Below are 20,762 nucleotides of genomic sequence, written 5' to 3'. Positions count from 1 at the left end.
CGCAGCCAGCCGGGGCAGGCTGCAGCCGGTGTGGCTCAGAAGGTTTGGAAGCCGGCCCTGGCCAGCTGCACGGGCGTGCCAGCCACGTATTCCAGCAGGCAACGTTCGGTGTCGATGCCGACGCTGAGCAGGGTTTCCCAACGTTCGGTGTCGGGCAGGACCATATCCGGGTGGAAGCAGATCGGCGCGCTGTCGCCCGCGGCACCGCACATGGCCTCGGCACGGGCGCGCAGGTCGGCGCTGCCCATCTGGTCGATCACCTGCTCCAGGTGGCCCAGGCGGCACAGGGTGTCGGCGTGGTCGGCGACCTGCTCGCCCAGGCTCAGCTGAGGGTCGAGGAAGTGGTTGGTGTGCAGCAGCCAGCCATCTTCACGCGGCAACACCAGCGCCGTGCGCTCGGGGCTCAGCTCGATGCTGACCGCACGGGGGCTGCAGTCCTGGCGGGAGAATACCGTCAGCACCGTCGAGGCGCTGACCCGCGCCGAACGTGCCAGTTCGATGGCCTCTTCGACACTGCCGGCGTCCTCCAGCAAGCGACGGGCGATGGCGTGCACAGGCACACCGCCGCTGTCGTTGTCGCTGCGGTGGTGAAGGATGTTGAAGTGCAGGCCCACGCCTGCGCTGTTCACACCCAGCTTGGCCAGCATGCCGAACTCGCAGAACAGCTTGACCTGCATGCCACGCTCGCTCTGCAGAGCCAGCATCAGGCCATGGGGGCACAGGCTGTCGTGCCAGTCCCAGGTCTGCAGGGTCTGCGGCGCTCGCGGCCCACGGGGAGCGTGCACGGTGGTGGAGCATTCACTGTGGCGGGTACGGGCGGCCAGCACTTCGGTACGGGCGTTGAGGCTCGCCAGCTGCCACAGTGGCAGCCCGGCGCCGTCGGCCATACCGACCACTTCAGTGGCCAGGTTGGGGCTCCAGGCCTCCAGGGCGGCCAGGCTGTTTTCGCCGATGCGCTGTGCCTCGGCCAGCGATACCCCCACCCGGGGGAAGAAGTCCAGGTACAGGGCGGTGGTGGTACGGATCTGTTCGGCAAAGCGTTCGCCGATCTGGCGGCCCCGCTCGAAGGGGGTGCGGATGTCGGTGACGAGGGTGTGGATCTTCACTGCGGGAAACTCCTGATACGCGGTGGTCAGGTGACTGCTGCAAGCCTAACCAGCGTTCTCGCACCGATCATTGCCACAACCCGCACAACTTTTGTGCCCAGGCGGAAAAACTCAGCCGCGCCCCGCCACCGGCGTGCCCTGCCCGCGCAGGTGCTCATGCAGCATGGCGATGAACGCCTGGACCTTGCGGGTATTGCGCCGGTGCGGCAGGTACAGCACATGGACCCACGGCCCGAACGCGCTCAGGGCCCGCCAGTAGTCGGGCATCACCTCCAGCAACTGCCCGCTGGCCAGGTAGGGCGCGACACTCCAGGTCGGCACGAACTGCAGACCCTGCCCATCGAGCAGGCAGGCCAGGAGGAAATCGAAACTGTCACTCACCAACTTGGGCGTCGGCTGGCGCACGCGCAGGGTCTGGCCCTCATGATCGATCCACCAGTAGCTGCGGTTGAGCAGCGGGTGGCGCAGCAGCAGCCAGTCATGCTGGGCATAGTTGTCCAGGGTGATCGCGTCGCCGTGGCGGGCAAGGTAGGCGGGGCTGGCGCAGAGCACCACACGGTTCTCGATCAATGGCTGGGCAATCAGTTCCGGCTGGTCGGTGGGGCCGTCACGCAGCGACAGGTCATAACCGCCATCGATCAGGTCTTCGTTGGCATCATTGAGGTTGACCTCCAGGCGCACCTGCGGGTGCTCGCGCATGAAGCGGCAGCACACCTGGTTGAGAAACGCCGGGCCGAACGACGGCGGCGCGGTGATGCGCAAGGTGCCGCGCAGCGCGTGCTGCAGCTGCTCCACCTCTTCGGTCACCCGCTGCAGGTGCATCAGCGCCTGCCGGGCGCCATCCAGGTACAGGTTACCGGCCTCGGTCAGCGCCATGCGCCGGGTGGTGCGCTCGAACAGGCGCACGCCCAGTTCGCTTTCCAGGTGTGCGACTGCCTTGGTGATCGCCGAAGGCGTCTTGCCCAGTTGCTCGGCGGCACGGCTGAAGCTGCCGTGCTCGGCAGCGGCGACGAAGATGGTCAGGGCCATCATCTTGTCCATGGTTTCTTCCTGTCAGGCACAAACGAAAAGAGCGATGCGCGGGTATGGGCATCTGCGGGCAATCATAGGCCATGGATTATTTCCCCAGCGCGAAAAAAGTTGTGCCTGCCCGCGCCTTTAACCGCGTTGGCGCCTTGGCTAGCCTGCGCTGCCACCACAACAACAACGAGGCATCGAATGAAACACCTGCTGAAGATGGCGATCAGCGCGGGCCTGGCCTGCACCGCCCTGCCGGGTTACGCGGCGGTGGACGTGATCCTGCACAACGCCAAGGTCTACACCGCCGAGCCTGGCCAACCGCTGCAACAGGCTGTGGCGGTCGAAGGCGAGAAAATCGTCGCGGTGGGCTCCGACCAGGCCGTGTTACCCCTCAGGCGCGAAGGCACCCTGGTCGTCGACCTGGGCGGCAAGGTGCTGATGCCGGGCATGCTCGATTCCCACTCCCACGCCATCAAAGGCGGCCTGCAACTGGAGCTGGCCAACCTCGCTGGCGAGCAGGTACCACTGAATGAGCTGGAACAGCGCCTGCGTCAGTGGCGCAGCGACGGCAAGGCCGTGCGTGGCGAGTTCCTGAGCGTCGGTGGCGTGCCTGGCACCTATTGGGATGACATTGCCGCACTGGAGCAGCGCTTCAACCACGGTGAGTGGGCCGAACAGCCGATCCTCCTCGCCGCCAACGACATGCACACTGGCTGGGCCAACCAGGCCATGCTCAAGCGCGCCGGGATCGATGCAAACACCATCGCTGCCCTCCCCGCCGAAACGCGCAACACCCTTGGCCAGCACGCGGACGGCACGCCGAACGGTTTTCTTGCCGACGCCAGCTACTACCCGGTCACCGACCTGCTGCCGCCGCTCAGCGACGAGACCCTGATCAGCGCCGGGCGCAGGGCCCTGGACTACTACAAGCAGCTGGGCATCACCGGCTGGATGGACCCGCTGGCCAATGAGCGGCCGGGGGCCGATGTGAAGAACGACTCGCTGGGCGTGCTGCCCATCTACAAGCGACTTGCCGAGCACGGCGAGCTGACTGCCCATGTCGCCGCCCTGCTGATGGCCGACTCCAAGGCCCGTCCTGCGGACCTGGACCAGCTGGACAAGGTGCGCCAGCAGTTTCTCGGCGTGCACAACCTCACCTTGCCAGGCATCAAGGTATTCGCCGACGGTGTCGCCGAGGCGCCAGCGCAGACGGCGGCGATGCTCGAGCCCTACCGCAACTCCGGTCAGCACGGCGAGCTGCTGCTGGACCCACAGCACTTTGGCGAGCTGGTCAGCGCCGCCGATGCCCGTGGCTGGCTGGTGCATGTGCATGCCATCGGCGACCGCGCCGTGCGCGAGGCGCTCAACGGCATCGAACAGGCCCGACGGCAGCGCAACAGCGGCATCGCCCACTCCATCACCCACCTGCAGATGGTCAACCCCAAGGAATACGCCCGCTTCAAGCAGCTCGACGTGATCGCCGCCATGCAGCTGTACTGGGCCAGCGCCGACGCCTCGAACATGGACCTGGTCAAGCCTTACGTGAACGCGATGGCCTTCCTGCATACTTTCCCGGCTCGCTCACTGGTGAAAAACGGCGCGACCATTTCCGGTGCCAGCGACTGGCCGATCACCACCCCGGAACCGTGGAAGGCAATCTACCAGGCCATCAGCCGCAAAGGCCCCAAAGGCGTGCTCAATCCCGATGAAGCAATCGACCGCCAAGTGATGTTCCAGGCCTATACCCTCAACGCGGCCCGGGCCATGCGCCTGGAGCAGCAGGTCGGCTCACTCAAGGTCGGCAAGCAGGCCGACATGATCGTCCTCGACCGCGACGTGCTCAGTGTCGATCCAGAATCGCTGCGCGATACGCAAGTGCTGCAGACCTGGTTTGCCGGCCAGCAGATCTACGCCCGCTGATCTTGCGCAGCCAGCTGCACCTGCAGAAATGCCATCAACGCCCCCGCTGCAGGTGACAAGCTGCGCCCCTTGCGCGTCAGCATGCCGATGTGCCGCTCGACCTTGGGTTCGACCAGCGGCACGAACACCAGCTTGTCGTTCTCCAGGGGGAACGCCAGGTACGGCAAGGTACTGATGCCCACGCCCTCCTCCAGCATCGCGATCAACGAGATCATGTTGGAGACGAACAACCGGCTATGCCCCAGCAAGCACTCGGCCTCGGTACCTGCCAGCAGCTGAGAGGTACCGTTGCGGACCATCGGCAGGCCCTGCAACTGCGACCAGTGCAGGGCACCGCCGGCCTGCGCCAGTGGATGGTCGGCGCGGCACACCACGCCCACCTGGTCATTGGCGATCGGGGAAAAATCGAGCTGCTCGTCCTCCTGCCACAGGCTGCTGATGCCAAAGTCCACCTGCCCCTGGGCCAGCAACTGCTGGACACGCTCGGCCGTGCCGTCCTGGATGCTGACCTGCACGTTCGGGTGCTCGGCAACGAACCGCGCCAGTGGCCCGGGCAACATGCGGCTGGCTACCGACGGCACGGTGGCGATGCTGACCTGGCCGATCTCGTGGCGGGCCAGCAAGGTGGCCTCGCGGGCGATGCGGTCGTGGTGCTCGATCAGGCCTCGGAACAACGGCAGGCAATGCTCGCCGAAAGGGGTCAGCTCGACCCGGCCGCCGCCCTTCTCGACCAGCGCCTGGCCCAACTTCTGCTCCAGCTCGCGCACCGCCAGCGAGATCGCCGGCTGGGTGCGAAACGCCTGGCGCGCCGCAGCGTGGAAGCTCTTCAGTTCAGCGACCAGCAGGAAGTAGCGCAACTGGGCGATTTTCAGCTCGGGCAACATGGTTAGCATTCCTTATCAAAGCATTTTTTTTATTAATTTTTATTTGCTGCATATTGCTCGCAAGATGAACGCCAGGCAAACAGAGGCTTTCATCCATGTCACTCAACTCCTACAAGAACTACATCGATGGCCAGTGGTGCGAAGGCCACGCCACCCTGGGCAACCACAGCCCCTCGGACACCCGCGACCTGATCGGCGAATACCACCAGGCCAGCGCCGAACAAGCCCGCCAGGCCATCCAGGCGGCCCGCGCCGCGCAGCCGAAGTGGGCCGCCAGCGGCCTGGAAGCCCGTCAGCAGGTGCTGATGGCCATCGGTGACGAACTGATCGCCCGCAAGCAGGAGCTCGGTGAACTGCTGTCCCGTGAAGAAGGCAAACCGCTGGCCGAAGGCATCGGCGAGGTCGCCCGCAGCGGCCAGTTCTTCCACTACTACGCCGCCGAAGTGCTGCGCCAGATGGGCGAGACTGCCGCGTCGGTGCGCCCCGGCATCGACATCGAAGTGCATCGCGAACCGGTGGGTGTGGTGGGCATCATCACCCCGTGGAACTTCCCCATGGCCACCGCCGCCTGGAAGATCGCCCCCGCGCTGGCCTTCGGCAACGCAGTGGTGTTCAAGCCGGCCAACCTGGTGCCGGCCAGCGCCTGGGCGCTGACCGAGATCATCAGCCGCCAGGGCCTGCCCAGCGGCACCTTCAACCTGGTCATGGGCAGCGGCGCCAGCGTCGGCGAAACCCTGGTGCAGTCGGCCGAGATCGACGCCCTGACCTTTACCGGCTCGCTGCAGACCGGGCGCCGCGTCGCCGTCGCCACGGCGGGCAACCTGGTGCGCTGCCAGCTGGAAATGGGCAGCAAGAACGCCCTGGTGGTAATGGACGACGCCGACCTCGACCTGGCGGTGGAATGCGCCCTCAACGGTGCCTTCTTCGGCACCGGGCAGAAGTGCACGGCCTCGTCACGGCTGATCGTCTGCGAAGGCATCCATGACCGTTTCGTCGAGGCCCTGCGCCTGCGCATGCGCCAGCTCAAGGTCGGCCATGCCCTGGAGGCCGGCGTGCAGATCGGCCCGGTGGCCGATGCGCGCCAGCTGGAACAGAACCTGGCGTACCTGCAGCTGGCCCAGGATGAAGGCGCCACCCTGATCGAAGGTGGCGAGCGCCTGCAGCTGGACAGCGACGGCTACTACATGCGCCCGGCGCTGTTCATCGACAGCCGCAACGACATGCGCATCAACCGCGAGGAAGTGTTCGGCCCGATCGCCTGCGTGATCCGCGTACGCGACTTCGACGAAGCCCTGGCCACCCTCAACGACACCGAATACGGCCTGACCGCCGGCATCATCACCCAGTCGCTGCGCCACGCCAGCGCCTTCAAGCGCGGTGCCCAGACCGGCTGCGTGATGGTCAACCTGCCCACTGCCGGCACCGACTACCACGTGCCGTTTGGCGGGCGCAAAGCCTCGAGCTTCGGCCCCCGCGAACAGGGCCAGTACGCCCGCGACTTCTACACCGTGGTCAAGACCACCTACCTGCGACCCTGAAGGAATACGCGCCATGCACGACCTCTTGATGATCGACGGCCTGCAGTACTCCAACTGGAGCCCGGAAATATTCCAGCAGATGCAGGCCGGTGGCCTGAGCGCGGTGCACGCCACCATCGCCTACCACGAGAATGCCCGCGAAACCCTGTCGCGCCTGGGCGAGTGGAACCGCCGCTTCGAAACCTGGCCCGAGCTGATCCGCCCGGTGCGCACGGCCAGCGACATTCGCCTGGCCCACCAGGAAGGCCGGGTGGGGATCTTCTTCGGCTTCCAGAACTGCTCGCCGATCGAGGACGACATTGCCCTGGTGGAGGTGTTCCGCCAGCTCGGGGTGTTCGTCATGCAGCTCACCTACAACAACCAGAGCCTGCTGGCCAGCGGTTGCTACGAGCGCGAGGACAACGGCATCAGCCGCTTCGGCCGCCAGGTGATCGCCGAAATGAACCGGGTCGGCATGCTCATCGACATGTCCCACAGCGCCGAACGCAGCACCTTGGAAGCCATCGAGCTGTCGAGCCGGCCAGTGATCATCTCCCATGCCAACCCATCGAGCTTCCACGCCGCCAAGCGCAACAAGTCCGATGCGGTGCTGCGCGGCATCGCCGAAACCGGCGGGCTGCTGGGCTTCAGCACCTACCCGTTCCACCTCAAGGGTGCATCGGACTGCAGCCTGGAAAGCTTCTGCGACATGGTCGCGCGCACCGCCGACCTGATGGGCGTGGAGCATATCGGCATCGGCACCGACCTGTGCCAGGCACAACCGCTGGCGGTGCTCGAGTGGATGCGCAATGGCCGCTGGAGCAAGGACAAGGACTACGGGGAAGGCTCCAAGGACAACGCCAACTGGCCGGCACCGCTGCAGTGGTTCCGCGACAGCCGCGACTTCGGCAACATCGCCCAGGGCCTGCGCGCCCGCGGCTTTGCCGAGGCCGACGTGGCCAACATCATGGGGCTGAACTGGTTGCGCCTGCTGGAGACCGCCACCACGGCGCAGGCCTGAGCCCCTTGCACGGACAGCATCAACAATAACAACAATCGCAGGTTCCGGAGGCTTCATGAAAAACCCAACCACCCTCCAGGCTGAAGGCCAGGCCATGGGCCTGCCGCTGACGCGGGACATCGACTGGCCGCTGTTCCTGATCAGCGGCGGCTTCCTCGGCGCCTTCCTGCTGGCGGCGCTGATCGACATCGACACGGTGTCGGCGCTGGTCAACACCCTGTTCGCCTGGTCGACCAAGGCCTTTGGCCTGTACTGGCAGGTGCTGATGCTGGCGACCTTCGCGGTCAGCCTGGCCATCGGCTTCTCGCGCTGCGGGCGCGTGCGCCTGGGCGGCGTGACCCAGCGCCCGGACATCAGCACCTTCAACTGGATCGCGGTGATCATGTGCGCCCTGCTGGCAGGCGGCGGCGCCTTCTGGGCTGCGGCCGAACCGCTGATGCACTTTGCCAGCCCGCCGCCCTTGTTCGCGGGGCTGCAGCCACACAGCGAGGCCGCGGCCACCGCGGCACTGGCGCAATCCTTCGTGCACTGGGGCTTCCTCGCCTGGGCCGTGCTCGGCAGCCTGCTGGCCATCGTGCTGATGCACCTGCATTACGACAAGGGCCTGCCGCTGGCACCGCGTACCCTGCTCTACCCGCTGTTTGGCGAGCGAGCGCTGAAGGGCCCGATCGGCACCCTGGCCGACGCCACCTCGATCATCGCCGTGGTCGCCGGCACCATCGGCCCGATCGGCTTCCTCGGCCTGCAGATCAGCAGCGCCATGCACGCGGTGTGGGGCCTGCCCAACGATATCGTCACCCAGTCGCTGACCATCGTGCTGGTCACGGCGATGTATACCGTGTCCTGCCTGGTGGGGCTCAAGGGCATCCGCTTCGTCAGCGAGATCAACGTCTGGCTGATGATCGGCCTGGCGCTGTTCATGGTGGTGTTCGGCCCGACGTTGTTCATCCTCGGCGGCTTCCCGGCGGCGTTCGCCCTGCATGTGGAGCATTTCATCCCAATGACGATGTTCCGCGCCGACCCCAAGTGGCTGGACTGGTGGACGGTGTTCTACTGGGGCTGGTTCATCGGCTACGCGCCCATGGTGGCGCTGTACGTCGCGCGGATCTCGCGGGGCCGCACCATCCGCGAGATCATCATGACCCTGTCGATCATCGCACCGCTGGTAACCATGTTCTGGTTCACCGTGGTCGGCGGCACCGGCATCGGCCTGGAGCTGCAGACACCGGGCATCGTCACCGCCCACGGCGCACAGCCCGAGGACCTGCTGCTGGGGGTGACGCAGAACCTGCCGCTGGGCGGCCTGATCAGTGCGCTGTTCCTGTTCCTGAGCTTCATTTCGGTGGCGACCAATGGCGATGCCATGGCCTTCACCGTGGCGCTGGCGATGTCCAGCAACGATAAACCGAAGAAATGGCTGTGTGGTTTCTGGGCCATCGGCATGGGCCTGGCGGCGGTGGTGCTGATCACCATCGGCGCGGGCGGCGTGACGGCCCTGCAGTCCTTCATTGTCATCACCGCGGTGCCGGTGTCGCTGGTGATCCTGCCAGCGCTGTGGGATGCGGTACGCATCGCCCGGCACATGGCCCGCGAACAAGGCGTCTGAACATGATCCATCCAGGTATGACAACAATGTCCAACAGCCTACCTGCATCACTGGCCTTGCGCCCTGCCGCCCAGGTCATGGACCTGGCCCGGCTGGGCAGCCACTTCCAGAGCCCGCTGAGCTTCGTGCGCAGCAGCATGCGGCGGATGATGAACCAGCGCTGGCAGATCCAGCGCAGCCGCTTCGACCTTGATGCGCAAGGTTTCGGCACCGCCATCTACCGTATCGACACGCCGAACGGGCATTACCACTGCGTGATTTTCTCGGCCTACCTGCCGCCGGAAAAACGCAGCGACCGGGTGATTGCCGACCAGTGGGACGTTGCCTTCGTGCTGGTCGCCGGCGACGTCGACGCGGCGCAACTGGCCGACCTGCAGCGCAACGTGCCGCTGCAGGAGGCCGGCCGCTTCGATGCCCGCGTGCTGGTGCTGTCCCGGGCCAACCGCAGCCTGCGCAACTTCGACCGCTTCCTGGCGGCGCTGGCCGAAGGGCAGCAACCCGACCCGCGCCAACTGGCCGAGGTCGGCTACCTCTACCGCACCACCGCGGTGTACGGCAACGGCAAGTTCGGCATCGCCGACTTCGGCTGCCTGCAGGACAACCCGGACTTCAACCAGCCGTTCAGCGCGCAGATGTTCACGGTCTACCTGCTGCGCCATTTCAGCATCGAGCAGATCGAACACATGGCCCGAGCCCTCGACCCGCAACGGGCCGTGCCACTGGCCCCGGCCCTGCAACGCTACCTGGGGGTCGGCAACGCCACCGGGCTGGGCATGGCGCCCTTCCTGATCAACCACCCGCAACTGGTGGAACGTTGGCTCAGCACCCGTGAAACCGCGCTGGCCCTGGCCTTGGCGCAACCGGCCGAGCCCACCCGACTGGCGCGCCTGCAAGGCTTGCTGACACGGGCCCGCCTGCACCTCGGCCAGACCCAGACCGAAGACCTGCGCCAGGACCAACAGAACCGGCAAACCCTGGCCGAGCTTGCGGCGCTGGCCGACTGGCTCGCTGACCAGCCTGCGAGCGATGACCTCTGGCCACGGCTGCTGGCCTGGAGCGAAGCGCACGCCGGGCTGGGCTGCCAGGAGCTGCTGGTGAGCCTGCTGCTGGAGTTGTACCCCGAGCAGGTCACGCCGCTGGCCGAGCAGATGGGCGCCGACGAAGGCTGGCAACTGGACGCGCAGATGCCCCTGCGGCAGTTGCGCGAACTCATCGAGCAGCAGTATGCGTGGGCCCTGGCCTACGACTTCACTGCCGTGGAGGCCGAGCACTTCTTCTGGTACCGCTCGGCCGAGAAGGAGGAACCCCGCCTGGGCATGCGTGCCGAGGAACCGGGCGCGGAAAAGGAAATGCAACTGGGCATCGCCCGCAACATCCAGCGCTGCCACGCCGCCGTGCTTGAGCACCTGCAGGCTCAACCTCAGGCCCTGACCGCGCATTTGCTCATCGCTGCGCCTACGCTCAAGGGCACGGTGCGCCGCCTGCAAGGCATGGCGCAGAGTACCTACGGGGAAATCCGCGCCAACCTGCTGGACCGCGACATGCTGCCGATCCACCTGCTGCGCTGCAAGCTGGCGTTCTTCGGTGCGGGCAAGTTCGACCCCAAGTCGAGCCGCTGGGTACGCATCACCCTGTTCCAGGGCGCGCCGCTGGTGAGCGACATAGGGCTGAGCGACATCGGCCAGCCGTTCGCAGACGACTGGAACTTCGCGGTCATGCCGCAAGGAGAGCTGTGACCATGCGTGTATCACTCAACGAAATCCAGGTGATGTGCCGCAAGGCCTTCGAAGGCATGGGCTTTGCCCCTGGCGACTGCGAGGACGCGGCCGAACTGGTGGGCTGGCTGCACTTGCAAGGGCTGGACGGCATCGGCGCACTGGCACAGGCGCTGGACCCTCTGCAAGGCGAAGCCAGCCAGCCATTCACCCTGAGCTACGAGGACACCACCTTGCTGGTGATCGACGCCCACGGCCAGAGCGTGCTGCGCTGCGCGGCGACCGCGGTGGCGCTGATGCAGGACAAGGCCATGCGCCGTGGCCAGGCGCTGCTGCAGATCCATCATTGCCATAACCGCCTGTTGCTGCTGGGCTACCTGAGCAAGGTGGCCGGGCGCGGGCTGCACGTGCAGGCCCGCTGGGAAGACGCACGCCAGCGCCACCTGGCCGACTTTACCGCAGGCGAGCTACGCCCTGTGCTGCGCAGTGATGCCCAGCCCGCCGCCGTCGAGGCGTTCGAGCAAGGCGTCAGCGTGCTGTTCACCCGGCCTGCTGGCCCACTCCCGATCGCGGGCGCCACACCGCACACCGCGAACCAGGGCTTCATCGTCAATGAAAGCACCTGGCAGCGGCTCAAGCAGCTGGCCGATCACATCCTCGTCGAAAGCACCGAAGCCTCGCGCCGCCATGGCGCCGGCGGCGGCAGCGATGCCGACTGACGCTTGCACACTCAGGACCGAATTCAATGAAACAGGCAATCAAGACCGACCTTTACGCCTCCAAGGCGCCGCTGGAGTGGGCCGTCGTCGGCAACGGCACGCTCTATACCGCGCAGATCCCCATCGATGCCCAGGGCCAGGTGGTCGCGGGCGGCATCGAGGCACAGACCCGCCAGACCCTGGACAACCTGCGCCACACCCTGGAGGCCGCCGGCAGTACGCTGGATGCCGTGACCCAGGTGCTGATCTACGTCACCGATCGCAGCTACCTGGCCACGGTCAACCAGCTGTACGGCGACTATTTCAAGCCCCCCTACCCCAACCGCGCCGCGGTGGTGGTGGCGGGCTTGGCCCGTGAGGAAATGCTGGTGGAGTTGGTGTTGTACGCCTGCCTCTCGTGAAGCACTGATCGACAGGCTTTCGCCCGCTAATGGTTGGGCCGGGGTTGGTTAAAGCGCCTCGTCCGAATAACCGAAAGATTTTGCAGAGCGGCGCAACCTTCGCCAGTCACACGTGAACACAGAACGTTCTGTGTCTGACTTGAGGTAAGCGATCATGGCTAACAATCAAGACAAAGATAGAAACCAAGGTGGCAGCAACCAGGCCCATGCCGGCGATGCTGGCCAGAAAGGCGGCCAGGGCGGCATGGCGGGTTCGCAAAAAGGCGGTCAGCAGTCCGGACAGAAACCTGACGACAAGATGGACAAGGATTGGGAAAAGTCCAGGGATACCGGACACCAAGGTGGACAGGCCGGCGGCAAGCAGACCCCGTCAGACACCGGCCGCATGGGCGGCACCCAGCACAAAGACAAGGATCGTTGAGTCAACGCTTGGCACCGGGGCGGCGCCAGTCGCCCTGGTGCATCAAGTTTCTGCGGCGCACCAGCCAGAACGCCCCCCTGAAGCGCTGTCCTCCCGCTCACCTAAAAGGCCATTACGGCAGGCGCAGGCGTAATCCGCTTCAGCCCGTGTAGAAAAGTTTAGCACCAGCCTGAGCTTGTCGATCGTGTCGTAGAGGTCGTAGCCGTTGCCCAATGCTTTGGGGAAGCCTGCGAGCCCGGGCAGGCATTCTTTCTCCTGAGGTAGAGCGGGAACCACAACGAAGCGCGTCTGCATGACCATCCCTCTTCTTGGCAGCTCTTTAGTATTAGTCGCATTATGTGAAAGCATCAAGGCGACTCATACTTGAATTTCGCTCCCGGGTGGCGCAGCGCAGGGGCCTCACATCTCGACCTGGGTCCCGAGTTCGATCACTCGGTTCAACGGCAGCTTGAAGTACTTGAGGGTGCTGTTGGCATTCTTCAGCAGGAACGCGAACAGGTGCTCACGCCAGCGCGCCATGCCCTGCTGCTTGCCGGCGATGACCGTTTCGCGGCTGAGGAAATAGGTGGTGCGCATGGGACCGAAGTCCAGGCCTGCCTGCTGACAGCGGCTCAGCGCCAAGGGCACGTCGGGCTCCTCCATGAAGCCAAAGTGCAGGCAGACACGGAAGAAACCATCACCGAAGGCCTCGACCTCGCAGCGCCTGGCGGCGCTGACCCGCGGCTCGTCCTCGAACACCACGGTCAGCAACACCACCTGCTCATGCAGCACCTGGTTGTGCAACAGGTTGTGCAGCAGCGCATGGGGCACTGCCTCTGGCCGCGCGGACAGGAACACGGCGGTACCGCTCACCCGGTGCGGCGGTTGGGCCTGCAGACTGGCGATGAACAGCTCCAGCGGTAACGAACTCTCGTCCAGCCGCTCGACGATGATCGTGCGACCGCGCTTCCAGGTGGTCATCAGCACGAACAGCGCCACCCCGGCGATGACCGGGAATGCACCGCCCTGGAAGATCTTCGGCGCATTGGCGGCGAAATACAGGCTGTCCACCAGCAGGAACGCCAGCAACATCGGCACCGCCAGCCAGCGTGGCGCCTTCCACAGCAACAGCACCACTGCCGACGCCAGCAGCGTGGTGATCAGCATGGTGCCGGTCACGGCCACACCATAGGCCGCCGCCAGTGCCCCCGACGACTCGAAGCCGACCACCAGCAGCACCACGCCGACCATCAGCGCCCAGTTCACCATGCCGATGTAGACCTGCCCCTGCTCCTCGCTGGAGGTGTGCTGGATGAACATGCGCGGCACATAGCCCAGCTGGATGGCCTGGCGGGTCAACGAGAACGCACCGGAAATCACCGCCTGGGAGGCAATGATCGTAGCCAGGGTGGCCAGCCCGACCATGGGCAGCAGGGCCCAATCGGGCGCCAGCAGGTAGAACGGGTTGCGCACCGCGTCCGGGTTGCCGAGGATCAACGCGCCCTGGCCGAAGTAGTTCAGCACCAGCCCCGGCAGCACCAGCAGGAACCAGGCTCGGGCGATGGGCTTGCGGCCAAAATGCCCCATATCGGCATACAGCGCCTCGGCGCCGGTCAGCGCCAGCACCACCGCGCCGAGAATGGCCACGCCCATGCCCGGGTGCAGCACGAAGAACTTCACCGCCCAGGCCGGGTTGAGCGCCTGCAGCACCTCCGGCTGCTGCACGATGCCGTGGATGCCCAACGCGCCGAGCACGACGAACCACAGCACCATTATCGGCCCGAACAGAATGCCGATGCGTGCGGTGCCGTGCTTCTGGATCAGGAACAGCGCCACCAGCAGCAGCACTGCCAGCGGCACGACCCAATGCTCGATGCCGTCGAAGGCCAGTTGCAGGCCCTCGACGGCCGACAACACCGACACCGCCGGGGTGATCATGCTGTCGCCGTAGAACAGTGCGGCGCCGAACAACCCCAGCAGCACCAGCACCTTGCTCAAGCGCTTGTAGGGCGCCGCGGCGCGGTGTGCCAAAGCGGTCAGGGCCATGATGCCGCCCTCGCCCTGGTTGTCGGCGCGCAGGATGAACAGCACGTACTTGAGCGACACCACCCACAGTAACGACCAGAACACCAGCGACAGCACGCCGAGCACACCGGCGCTGTTGGCATGCACGCCGTAGTGCCCGGCGAACACTTCCTTGAGGGTGTACAGCGGGCTGGTGCCGATGTCGCCATAGACCACGCCGACTGCGGCGACGAGCATGCCAATGGCGCTGGATTTGCTGGAATGGGGAGGGTTTGCTGCGACGGCGGGCTGGCTCACGAAAGGGCTTCTCTGGACTGGCGGGTAGAAGTGCATGCCATCCTTGAGCATCGCGCGGTCAGTATCCTTGCAAGCCGACGGTTCAGTCGTAAAAAGAGCGTAAAAATCAAGGGTATGTGGTTCGGGGTGTTCGCCTCACAGGCGCTGAAGATCCCAAGGCGGGCACTTGGTGGCCTTCACACAAAGTGCTGTATGGTTATTACTACCGAGTACCCCCGGAGACCCTCATGTTCCGTGCCTTTGAACGCTGGCTCGACCCCTTCCCGCCCGACGAGGTACCGCCGCCTCCGGTCGGCCTGCTGCGTTTCCTCTGGGCCTGCACCCGCGGCGCCCGCGGCTATATCCTGGCACTGGCGTTGTTCAGTGCCGGGGTGTCGATCTACGAGGCCTGGCTGTTTTCCTTCCTCGGCCAGGTCGTGGACCTGCTCTCCAACTGGCAGGCCGGCGGTGGCGTGAGCCCTGAAGAAAGCCGCGTGCTGTGGGGCGTCGGCCTGCTGCTGATCGCCAGCATCGTGCTGGTGGCCCTGCGCACGCTGATGCAGCACCAGGTGCTGGCGATCAACCTGCCACTGCGCCTGCGCTGGGACTTCCACCGGCTGATGCTGCGCCAGAGCCTGTCGTTCTTCTCCGACGAGTTTTCCGGCCGGGTCACCACCAAGGTGATGCAGACCGCGCTGGCCGTGCGTGAAGTGCTGTTCACGGTACTCGAAATCGTGCCGGGCATCGGTGTGTACTTCATCGCCATCATCGCCCTGGCCGGTGGTTTCGCCGCCAAGCTGATGCTGCCGTTCATTGCCTGGCTGCTGCTGTTCGGCCTGGCCATGCTGTATTTCGTGCCGCGCCTGGGCAAGGTCGGCCAGGAACAGGCCCATGCACGCTCGTCGATGACCGGACGGGTGTCCGATGCCTACACCAACATCACCACCGTGAAGCTGTTTTCCCACTCCAAGCGCGAGGCGCACTTCGCCCGGGCGGCCATGGAGGACTTCAAGCAGACCGGGTTCCGCCAGATGCGCCTGGTCAGCCAGTTCGAGATCGTCAACCAGGCGCTGGTGGTCGGGCTGATTTTCGGCGCTGGCGGCTATGCCCTGTGGCTGTGGCACCAGGGCCAGGTCGGCACCGGTGCGGTGGCGGCGATCACGGCCATGGCCCTGCGCATCAACGGCATGTCGCACTGGATCATGTGGCAGATGACCTCGCTGTTCGAGAACATCGGCACCGTGCAGGACGGCATGGCCACCCTCACCCGCGGCCCCAAGGTGCAGGACGTGCCGAATGCCGGCGTGCTGGAAACTCGCGGCGGCGCGGTGACCTTCGACAACGTGCGCTTCAACTACAACGGCGAACGCCAGGTGCTCGATGGCCTGAGCCTGAACATCCGTGCAGGCGAAAAGGTCGGCCTGGTGGGCCGCTCCGGCGCGGGCAAGTCGACCTTGATCAACCTGCTGCTGCGCTTCTACGACGTGGACAGCGGCGAGATCCGCATCGACGGCCAGAACATCGCCCGCGTCACCCAGGACAGCCTGCGCAGCGCCATTGGCATGGTCACCCAGGACACCTCCCTTTTGCACCGCTCGATTCGCGACAACATCGCCTACGGCCGCCCCGAGGCGAGCGAGGCACAGATCCAGCGCGCCGCCGCCAACGCCCAGGCCGATGGTTTCATTCGCCAGCTCAGCGACCGTGACGGCCACAGTGGTTACGACACCCTGGTCGGCGAGCGCGGCATCAAGCTCTCCGGCGGCCAGCGGCAACGCATCGCCATCGCCCGGGTGATGCTCAAGAACGCCCCGATCCTGCTGCTGGACGAGGCCACCAGTGCCTTGGACTCGGAAGTCGAAGTCGCCATCCAGGAAAGCCTCGACGAGATGATGCAGGGCAAGACCGTGATCGCCATCGCCCACCGGCTGTCCACCATCGCCGCCATGGACCGGCTGATCGTCATGGATGAGGGGCGCATCATCGAGCAAGGCACCCACAGCGAACTGCTGGCGAAGAACGGTACCTATGCGCGGCTGTGGCAGCACCAGAGCGGCGGGTTCCTGGGTGAGGATCAGGGGGTGGCCGAGGCGCTGGAGTAGCCAATGGCTCTCAAGGGAACGGTCTTGCTCCGTACCTGAAAGCTGCTGCAATCCTTGTGGGAGCGGCTTCAGCCGCGAACACCGGCACAGCCGGTGCCATCCACCGCGGTGGCTTCTTCGTGGCTAAAGCCGCTCCCACAGGGTCCCTGCTAATCCATCAGTTAGTCGCAGGCTTGCTTTCGCTGCTGAACCCTTCCACGGCCTTCACCAGCCCCTGCGCCGCCAGCATGACCAGTTGCCCGCCCTTCTCCGGCGAAGCCTGGGCCGGGTCCGAGCCCATCCGCCCGTCCGGGTGGCGCGCACGGAAATCCAAGGCCTCGCGGATGGGGCCCCAGTTGGCGATCTGCGGCGCATAGTCGGCGGTCTTGATGCAGTCCGGATAGGCCCACTGGGTCACGGCAATCTCCGAAGGCGTGGCATGGATGCCGTGGCCGGTCGGGAACTGCTCCTTGGCCAGGGCCTCGACACCTTCCAGGTCCCACCAGTTAATCAGTTTCAAGGCAAACCCTGCCGGGCGGCGGGCAAAGCTGGCCTCGGCATAGATCTCGGAAAAGGCTGCCTCTATCGAAGCCACGTTACCGCCGTGACCATTGAGGAAGAGGATTTTCTCGAAGCCATGCACCGCCAGTGAGCGAACCCAGTCGGTGATCGCGGCGATGAAGGTCGATGGCCTGAGCGAGATCGTGCCGGGGAACCCGAGGTGGTGCTGGGCCATGCCGATGTTGAAGGTTGGCGCGACCAGGATATCCGCCGCCTTCTGCGCTTCGAAAGCGATGATTTCCGGGCACATCCAGTCGGTACCGAGCAGCCCTGTCGGCCCGTGCTGCTCGTTGGAGCCGATGGGAATGACGATGGTCCGGCTGCGCTGGAGGAATCGTTCCGTTTCAACCCAGGTCGATCGATGTAGGAGCATCTTGCTTCTCTCATGGGAAATTTTGCTGGGAGCGCCAGGCGCGGTGGTTTCCGCTTCAACAGTAAAGACCGTTTCGCGCCTGCCGGGCATGCATTCGGGCTGTCGTGCTTACCAGTTCATGGCAGGACTCCTCTGTCGGGGCCAGGGCAGTGCCCGCTTCAGTTCTCACCGATGCAGTGGTCGCCGAGGGTACGGTAGTTCAGCACCTGGGTCTGGTCGTGGGAGTCGAGGTAGGTGAGCTTGGCATTGACCACCCCGCAGGTCGGCGTAGCGTCCTGGCTGGTCGACAACACTTTCTTGATGTCCAGCTGGGTGCCATAGGTATAGGTGCGGACATTGTCGGCAGCTTCGGCGCGGGCGGCCAGGGTGCAGACGTTGAGTGCGGCGAACAGGCAGGCGGCGTAGACGGCTTTGCGGTTCATGGTGGGGCTCTCCGGGCTTCAAAGGGATGTTTGAACCGAGGCGTTACTGCATCGCTTCGATGGAGCCCATTTAAAGTCTGGAAAGTACCTGGCTTGTGTCACGATCCCTGGCGGATCAACTCAAAGCGTATCTGTATCACCCCTGGATACGCTGTGATACAAACCGGCGCGGCGCTCTGGCCGGCGCGTCCCATCGATCACGTTGATGAATACTATCGAGCGGCTCGCCTGCCAGGTTGGCGAAACCGGCCTTTATAATCGCCTTCAATTTTCCCTCCCCCTTCGCCTGCAACAGGCGACCTCACCTTGGAATCAGGAACATGCCAAGCGTCAGTCAGGCCTCTCACGGCCGTCCCGAACATGATCAACAGAGCGTCAAACAGCAGTGGCTGGCGATTCTCTCTGTCGCCGTGGGTGCCTTCGCCCTGGTCACCAGCGAGTTTCTCCCGGTGGGCGTGCTCAACGATGTAGCCAGCGACCTGGGCATCAGCGCCGGCCACGCCGGGTTGATGGTGACCCTGCCCGGCATCATGGCGGCCCTCGCCGCGCCGCTGCTGTCGGTGGGCATTGGCGCCATGGACCGGCGCTACCTGCTGATCGGCCTGACGCTGATCATGATCATCGCCAACGCGGTGGTGGCCTACGCCAGCGACTTCAGCCTGCTGCTGTTCGGTCGTGTCCTGCTGGGCATCAGCATCGGCGGCTTCTGGGCCACCGCCATTGCCCTCAGCGGCCGCCTGGCGCCCAAGGGCGTAAGTGTGGCCCGGGCCACTTCGATCATCATGGCCGGCGTGACCCTGGCCACCGTGCTGGGCGTCCCCGTGGGCACCTGGCTGAGCGGCCTGATGGGCTGGCGCATGACCTTCCTGGTCACCGCACTGCTCGGCGTGCCGGTACTGCTGGCGCAGCTGTTCTTGCTGCCGCGGCTCAACCCGGACAAGGCCATCCGCGTCAGTGACCTGCCGGCGCTGTTCATCAACCCGCAAGCCCGGGTCGGCTTGATCGCGGTGCTGCTGATCGGCTTGGCGCACTTTGCCGCCTACACCTATGTCGCGCCATTCTTCAAGCAAAGCTCCGGCTTCGATGGACCCACCATCAGCTCCCTGCTGCTGCTCTACGGCGTGGCCGGGGTGATCGGCAACCTGTTCGCCGGCTACGCCGCCAACCAGAGCGTGCGCCACACGCTGATGCTGGTGGCGGTGATGATCGGCGTCAGTACTGCGCTGTTCCCCTACTTCGCCACGGGCCTGACCGGTGCGGCGATGCTGATCGCACTGTGGGGCTTCGCCTTCGGTGCGTTCCCGGCCTGCTCCAGCATCTGGATGTTCGTCGTGGCACCCAAGGATGTCGAGCGCGGCATGCCGCTGTTCGTGGCCATGTTCCAGGTGATCATCGCCCTGGGTTCGTTCTTCGGTGGGCGAATCGTCGACCAGATGGGCAGCTCGGTGCTGTTGAGCCTGGCCACGGCGCTGGTGGGCTGCGGCTTTGTCACGGTGCTGGTGCTGGGGCGTAATGTCAGTAACAGCCTGGCGGCACAGGCTGGCTGACGGGAGGTGATCGTTGGCGATGGGTCGCAGCCTAGGCTGCGACCCCGCTGCGTCACTTGCCACTTGTCACTCGGGTCCAGAGCCGGGTGCTCAGGCGCATCCCCGCCGGCGACAAGGTCTTGATCGGGAACAGCGTGTCGAGTACCGATTCCGGCGGGTAGATTGCCGGGTTGTCGCGCAGATCAGGCGTGATGTACGCCAGCGCTGCCGCATTGCCATTCGGGTACTTCACCGCATTGCTGATGTTGGCGATCACCTTCGGCTCCAACAGATAGTTCAGGTACGCGTAGCCATTCTGCCGGTGCGGAGCCCCCTTGGGCATCACCACCATGTCTACCGCCACCGTCGAGCCTTCGCGCGGAATGCTGTAGCCCACATCCACCCCGTTCCCGGCCTGCCTGGCACTGCTCATGGCCTGCAACACGTCGCCACTGAAACCGATGGCCACGCAAATATTGCCGTTGGCCAAGTCGCTCACATACTTGGACTGGTGGAAGTAACTGATGTAAGGCCGCACCGCCAGCAACGCCGCTTCAGCCTTCTTCAGGTCCTGGGGGTTCTCGCTATGCGGGTCCAGGCCCAGTGTCTTGAGGGTGATGGAAACGATCTGCGTCGGGTTGTCGAGGAACGCCACGCCACACTGGCTGAGCTTCTGGATGTTTTCCGGCTTGAACAACAGGTCCCAGGACTGGGTCACCTCGGTACTGCCGAAGATCGCCTTGATCTTCTCCACGTTGTAGCCAATGCCTGTGGTTACCCACATGTACGGGATCGCATAGCGGTTGCCAGGGTCGCTGGCCTCCAGAATCTTCATCAGCTTGGGATCAAGGTTATGCCAGTTGGGCAGCTGGCTGCGGTCCAGCTCCTCGATGGCCCCCGCCTTGATCAGGCGCGGCAGGAAGTGGTTCGACGGGCTCGCCAGGTCGTAACCACTGTTGCCGGTCATCAGCTTGGCTTCCGTGGTCTCGTTGCTGTCGATCAGGTCGTAGGTGGTCTGGATGCCGGTGCGCCGGGTGAACTCGGCCAGCGTGTCATCGGCGATGTAACCGCTCCAGTTGGCGATATTGACCCGTTCTTCGGCATGCGCTGCGGTAGCCAGCAACGCCGAGGACAACAGGGCCACGCAAATGTGCTTGCTCATGGATTCGCTCTCTTGTTCTTGTTTGAA

At 65.0% G+C, this 20,762-nt stretch carries 18 protein-coding genes; 10 read left to right on the top strand and 8 right to left on the bottom strand.

Translation table 11 applies throughout. The annotated features are described in order from the left end of the window. Window positions 1–35: 35 nt before the first annotated feature. Both J7573_RS13260 and J7573_RS13255 read right to left on the bottom strand, forming a co-directional pair. The gene (locus tag J7573_RS13260; RefSeq protein WP_294335452.1) at window positions 36–1,106 is read right to left on the bottom strand and encodes a C45 family peptidase; all 1,071 of its coding nucleotides are present in this window, start codon (window positions 1,104–1,106) and stop codon (window positions 36–38) included. A 111-nt stretch (window positions 1,107–1,217) separates the two neighbouring features. Next, window positions 1,218–2,147 carry a LysR family transcriptional regulator gene (locus J7573_RS13255; protein ID WP_294335451.1) on the bottom strand — a complete coding sequence of 310 codons (930 nt, stop codon included), beginning with the start codon at window positions 2,145–2,147 and terminating at the stop codon, window positions 1,218–1,220. 177 nt (window positions 2,148–2,324) lie between these two features. Here J7573_RS13255 and J7573_RS13250 point away from each other — a divergent pair, with 177 nt between their 5' ends. After that, window positions 2,325–4,046: an amidohydrolase gene (locus J7573_RS13250; RefSeq protein ID WP_294335450.1), complete on the top strand. Its 1,722-nt coding sequence runs from the start codon at window positions 2,325–2,327 to the stop codon at window positions 4,044–4,046. On the opposite strand, the gene J7573_RS13245 is transcribed toward J7573_RS13250, so the two are convergent. Continuing rightward, window positions 4,034–4,930 (bottom strand): LysR family transcriptional regulator, encoded by an 897-nt coding sequence (locus J7573_RS13245; protein WP_294335448.1) that lies wholly within the window; start codon window positions 4,928–4,930, stop codon window positions 4,034–4,036. The genes J7573_RS13250 and J7573_RS13245 overlap by 13 nt on opposite strands. A gap of 95 nt (window positions 4,931–5,025) precedes the next feature. Here J7573_RS13245 and J7573_RS13240 point away from each other — a divergent pair, with 95 nt between their 5' ends. The 7 genes from J7573_RS13240 to J7573_RS13210 all read left to right on the top strand — a co-directional run bounded on the left by J7573_RS13240 (window position 5,026) and on the right by J7573_RS13210 (window position 12,330). Then, entirely contained in the window at window positions 5,026–6,468 is a 1,443-nt protein-coding gene (locus J7573_RS13240; RefSeq protein WP_294335447.1) for an aldehyde dehydrogenase family protein, read from the top strand. Window positions 6,469–6,481: 13 nt separating this feature from the next. Beyond that, entirely contained in the window at window positions 6,482–7,468 is a 987-nt protein-coding gene (locus J7573_RS13235) for a dipeptidase (protein ID WP_294335446.1), read from the top strand. A gap of 55 nt (window positions 7,469–7,523) precedes the next feature. After that, window positions 7,524–9,074, top strand: a complete 1,551-nt coding sequence (locus tag J7573_RS13230) for a BCCT family transporter (protein ID WP_294335445.1) — start codon at window positions 7,524–7,526, stop codon at window positions 9,072–9,074. 26 nt (window positions 9,075–9,100) lie between these two features. Further along, complete coding sequence (locus tag J7573_RS13225) at window positions 9,101–10,810, top strand: hypothetical protein (protein WP_294335444.1); 1,710 nt, start codon at window positions 9,101–9,103, stop codon at window positions 10,808–10,810. Between the two features lie 2 nt (window positions 10,811–10,812). Then, window positions 10,813–11,508, top strand: coding sequence for a DUF3726 domain-containing protein (locus J7573_RS13220; RefSeq protein ID WP_294335442.1), 696 nt, complete (start codon window positions 10,813–10,815; stop codon window positions 11,506–11,508). 26 nt (window positions 11,509–11,534) lie between these two features. Continuing rightward, a complete protein-coding gene (locus J7573_RS13215) occupies window positions 11,535–11,909 on the top strand; it encodes a RidA family protein (protein ID WP_294335440.1) in 375 nt (124 codons plus the stop codon). A 154-nt stretch (window positions 11,910–12,063) separates the two neighbouring features. Next, entirely contained in the window at window positions 12,064–12,330 is a 267-nt protein-coding gene (locus J7573_RS13210; RefSeq protein ID WP_294335439.1) for a hypothetical protein, read from the top strand. A 42-nt stretch (window positions 12,331–12,372) separates the two neighbouring features. On the opposite strand, the gene J7573_RS13205 is transcribed toward J7573_RS13210, so the two are convergent. Continuing rightward, window positions 12,373–12,630 carry a hypothetical protein gene (locus J7573_RS13205; RefSeq protein ID WP_294335438.1) on the bottom strand — a complete coding sequence of 86 codons (258 nt, stop codon included), beginning with the start codon at window positions 12,628–12,630 and terminating at the stop codon, window positions 12,373–12,375. 99 nt (window positions 12,631–12,729) lie between these two features. Further along, on the bottom strand, window positions 12,730–14,571 hold the full coding sequence (locus J7573_RS13200) for a potassium transporter Kup (protein ID WP_294335539.1): 1,842 nt from the start codon (window positions 14,569–14,571) through the stop codon (window positions 12,730–12,732). Between the two features lie 287 nt (window positions 14,572–14,858). Between J7573_RS13200 and J7573_RS13195 the strand changes: the two genes are divergently transcribed. Beyond that, the gene (locus tag J7573_RS13195) at window positions 14,859–16,712 is read left to right on the top strand and encodes an ABC transporter ATP-binding protein (RefSeq protein ID WP_294335437.1); all 1,854 of its coding nucleotides are present in this window, start codon (window positions 14,859–14,861) and stop codon (window positions 16,710–16,712) included. 157 nt (window positions 16,713–16,869) lie between these two features. Here the strand turns inward: J7573_RS13195 and J7573_RS13190 are convergent, their stop codons facing one another. Beyond that, window positions 16,870–17,625: a creatininase family protein gene (locus J7573_RS13190; RefSeq protein ID WP_294335436.1), complete on the bottom strand. Its 756-nt coding sequence runs from the start codon at window positions 17,623–17,625 to the stop codon at window positions 16,870–16,872. A gap of 158 nt (window positions 17,626–17,783) precedes the next feature. Next, window positions 17,784–18,047, bottom strand: a complete 264-nt coding sequence (locus J7573_RS13185; protein WP_294335435.1) for a DUF2790 domain-containing protein — start codon at window positions 18,045–18,047, stop codon at window positions 17,784–17,786. Between the two features lie 320 nt (window positions 18,048–18,367). Here J7573_RS13185 and J7573_RS13180 point away from each other — a divergent pair, with 320 nt between their 5' ends. Next, the gene (locus tag J7573_RS13180; RefSeq protein ID WP_294335434.1) at window positions 18,368–19,594 is read left to right on the top strand and encodes an MFS transporter; all 1,227 of its coding nucleotides are present in this window, start codon (window positions 18,368–18,370) and stop codon (window positions 19,592–19,594) included. Between the two features lie 52 nt (window positions 19,595–19,646). On the opposite strand, the gene J7573_RS13175 is transcribed toward J7573_RS13180, so the two are convergent. Beyond that, window positions 19,647–20,735: a polyamine ABC transporter substrate-binding protein gene (locus J7573_RS13175; RefSeq protein WP_294335433.1), complete on the bottom strand. Its 1,089-nt coding sequence runs from the start codon at window positions 20,733–20,735 to the stop codon at window positions 19,647–19,649. Window positions 20,736–20,762 lie beyond the last annotated feature (27 nt).

Origin of the sequence: Pseudomonas sp., assembly GCF_017744435.1 — a bacterium.
Taxonomy (GTDB): Bacteria; Pseudomonadota; Gammaproteobacteria; order Pseudomonadales; family Pseudomonadaceae; genus Aquipseudomonas.
Note: the sequence above shows the minus strand (reverse complement) of the source record. Positions and strands in the feature narration are given on the sequence as shown.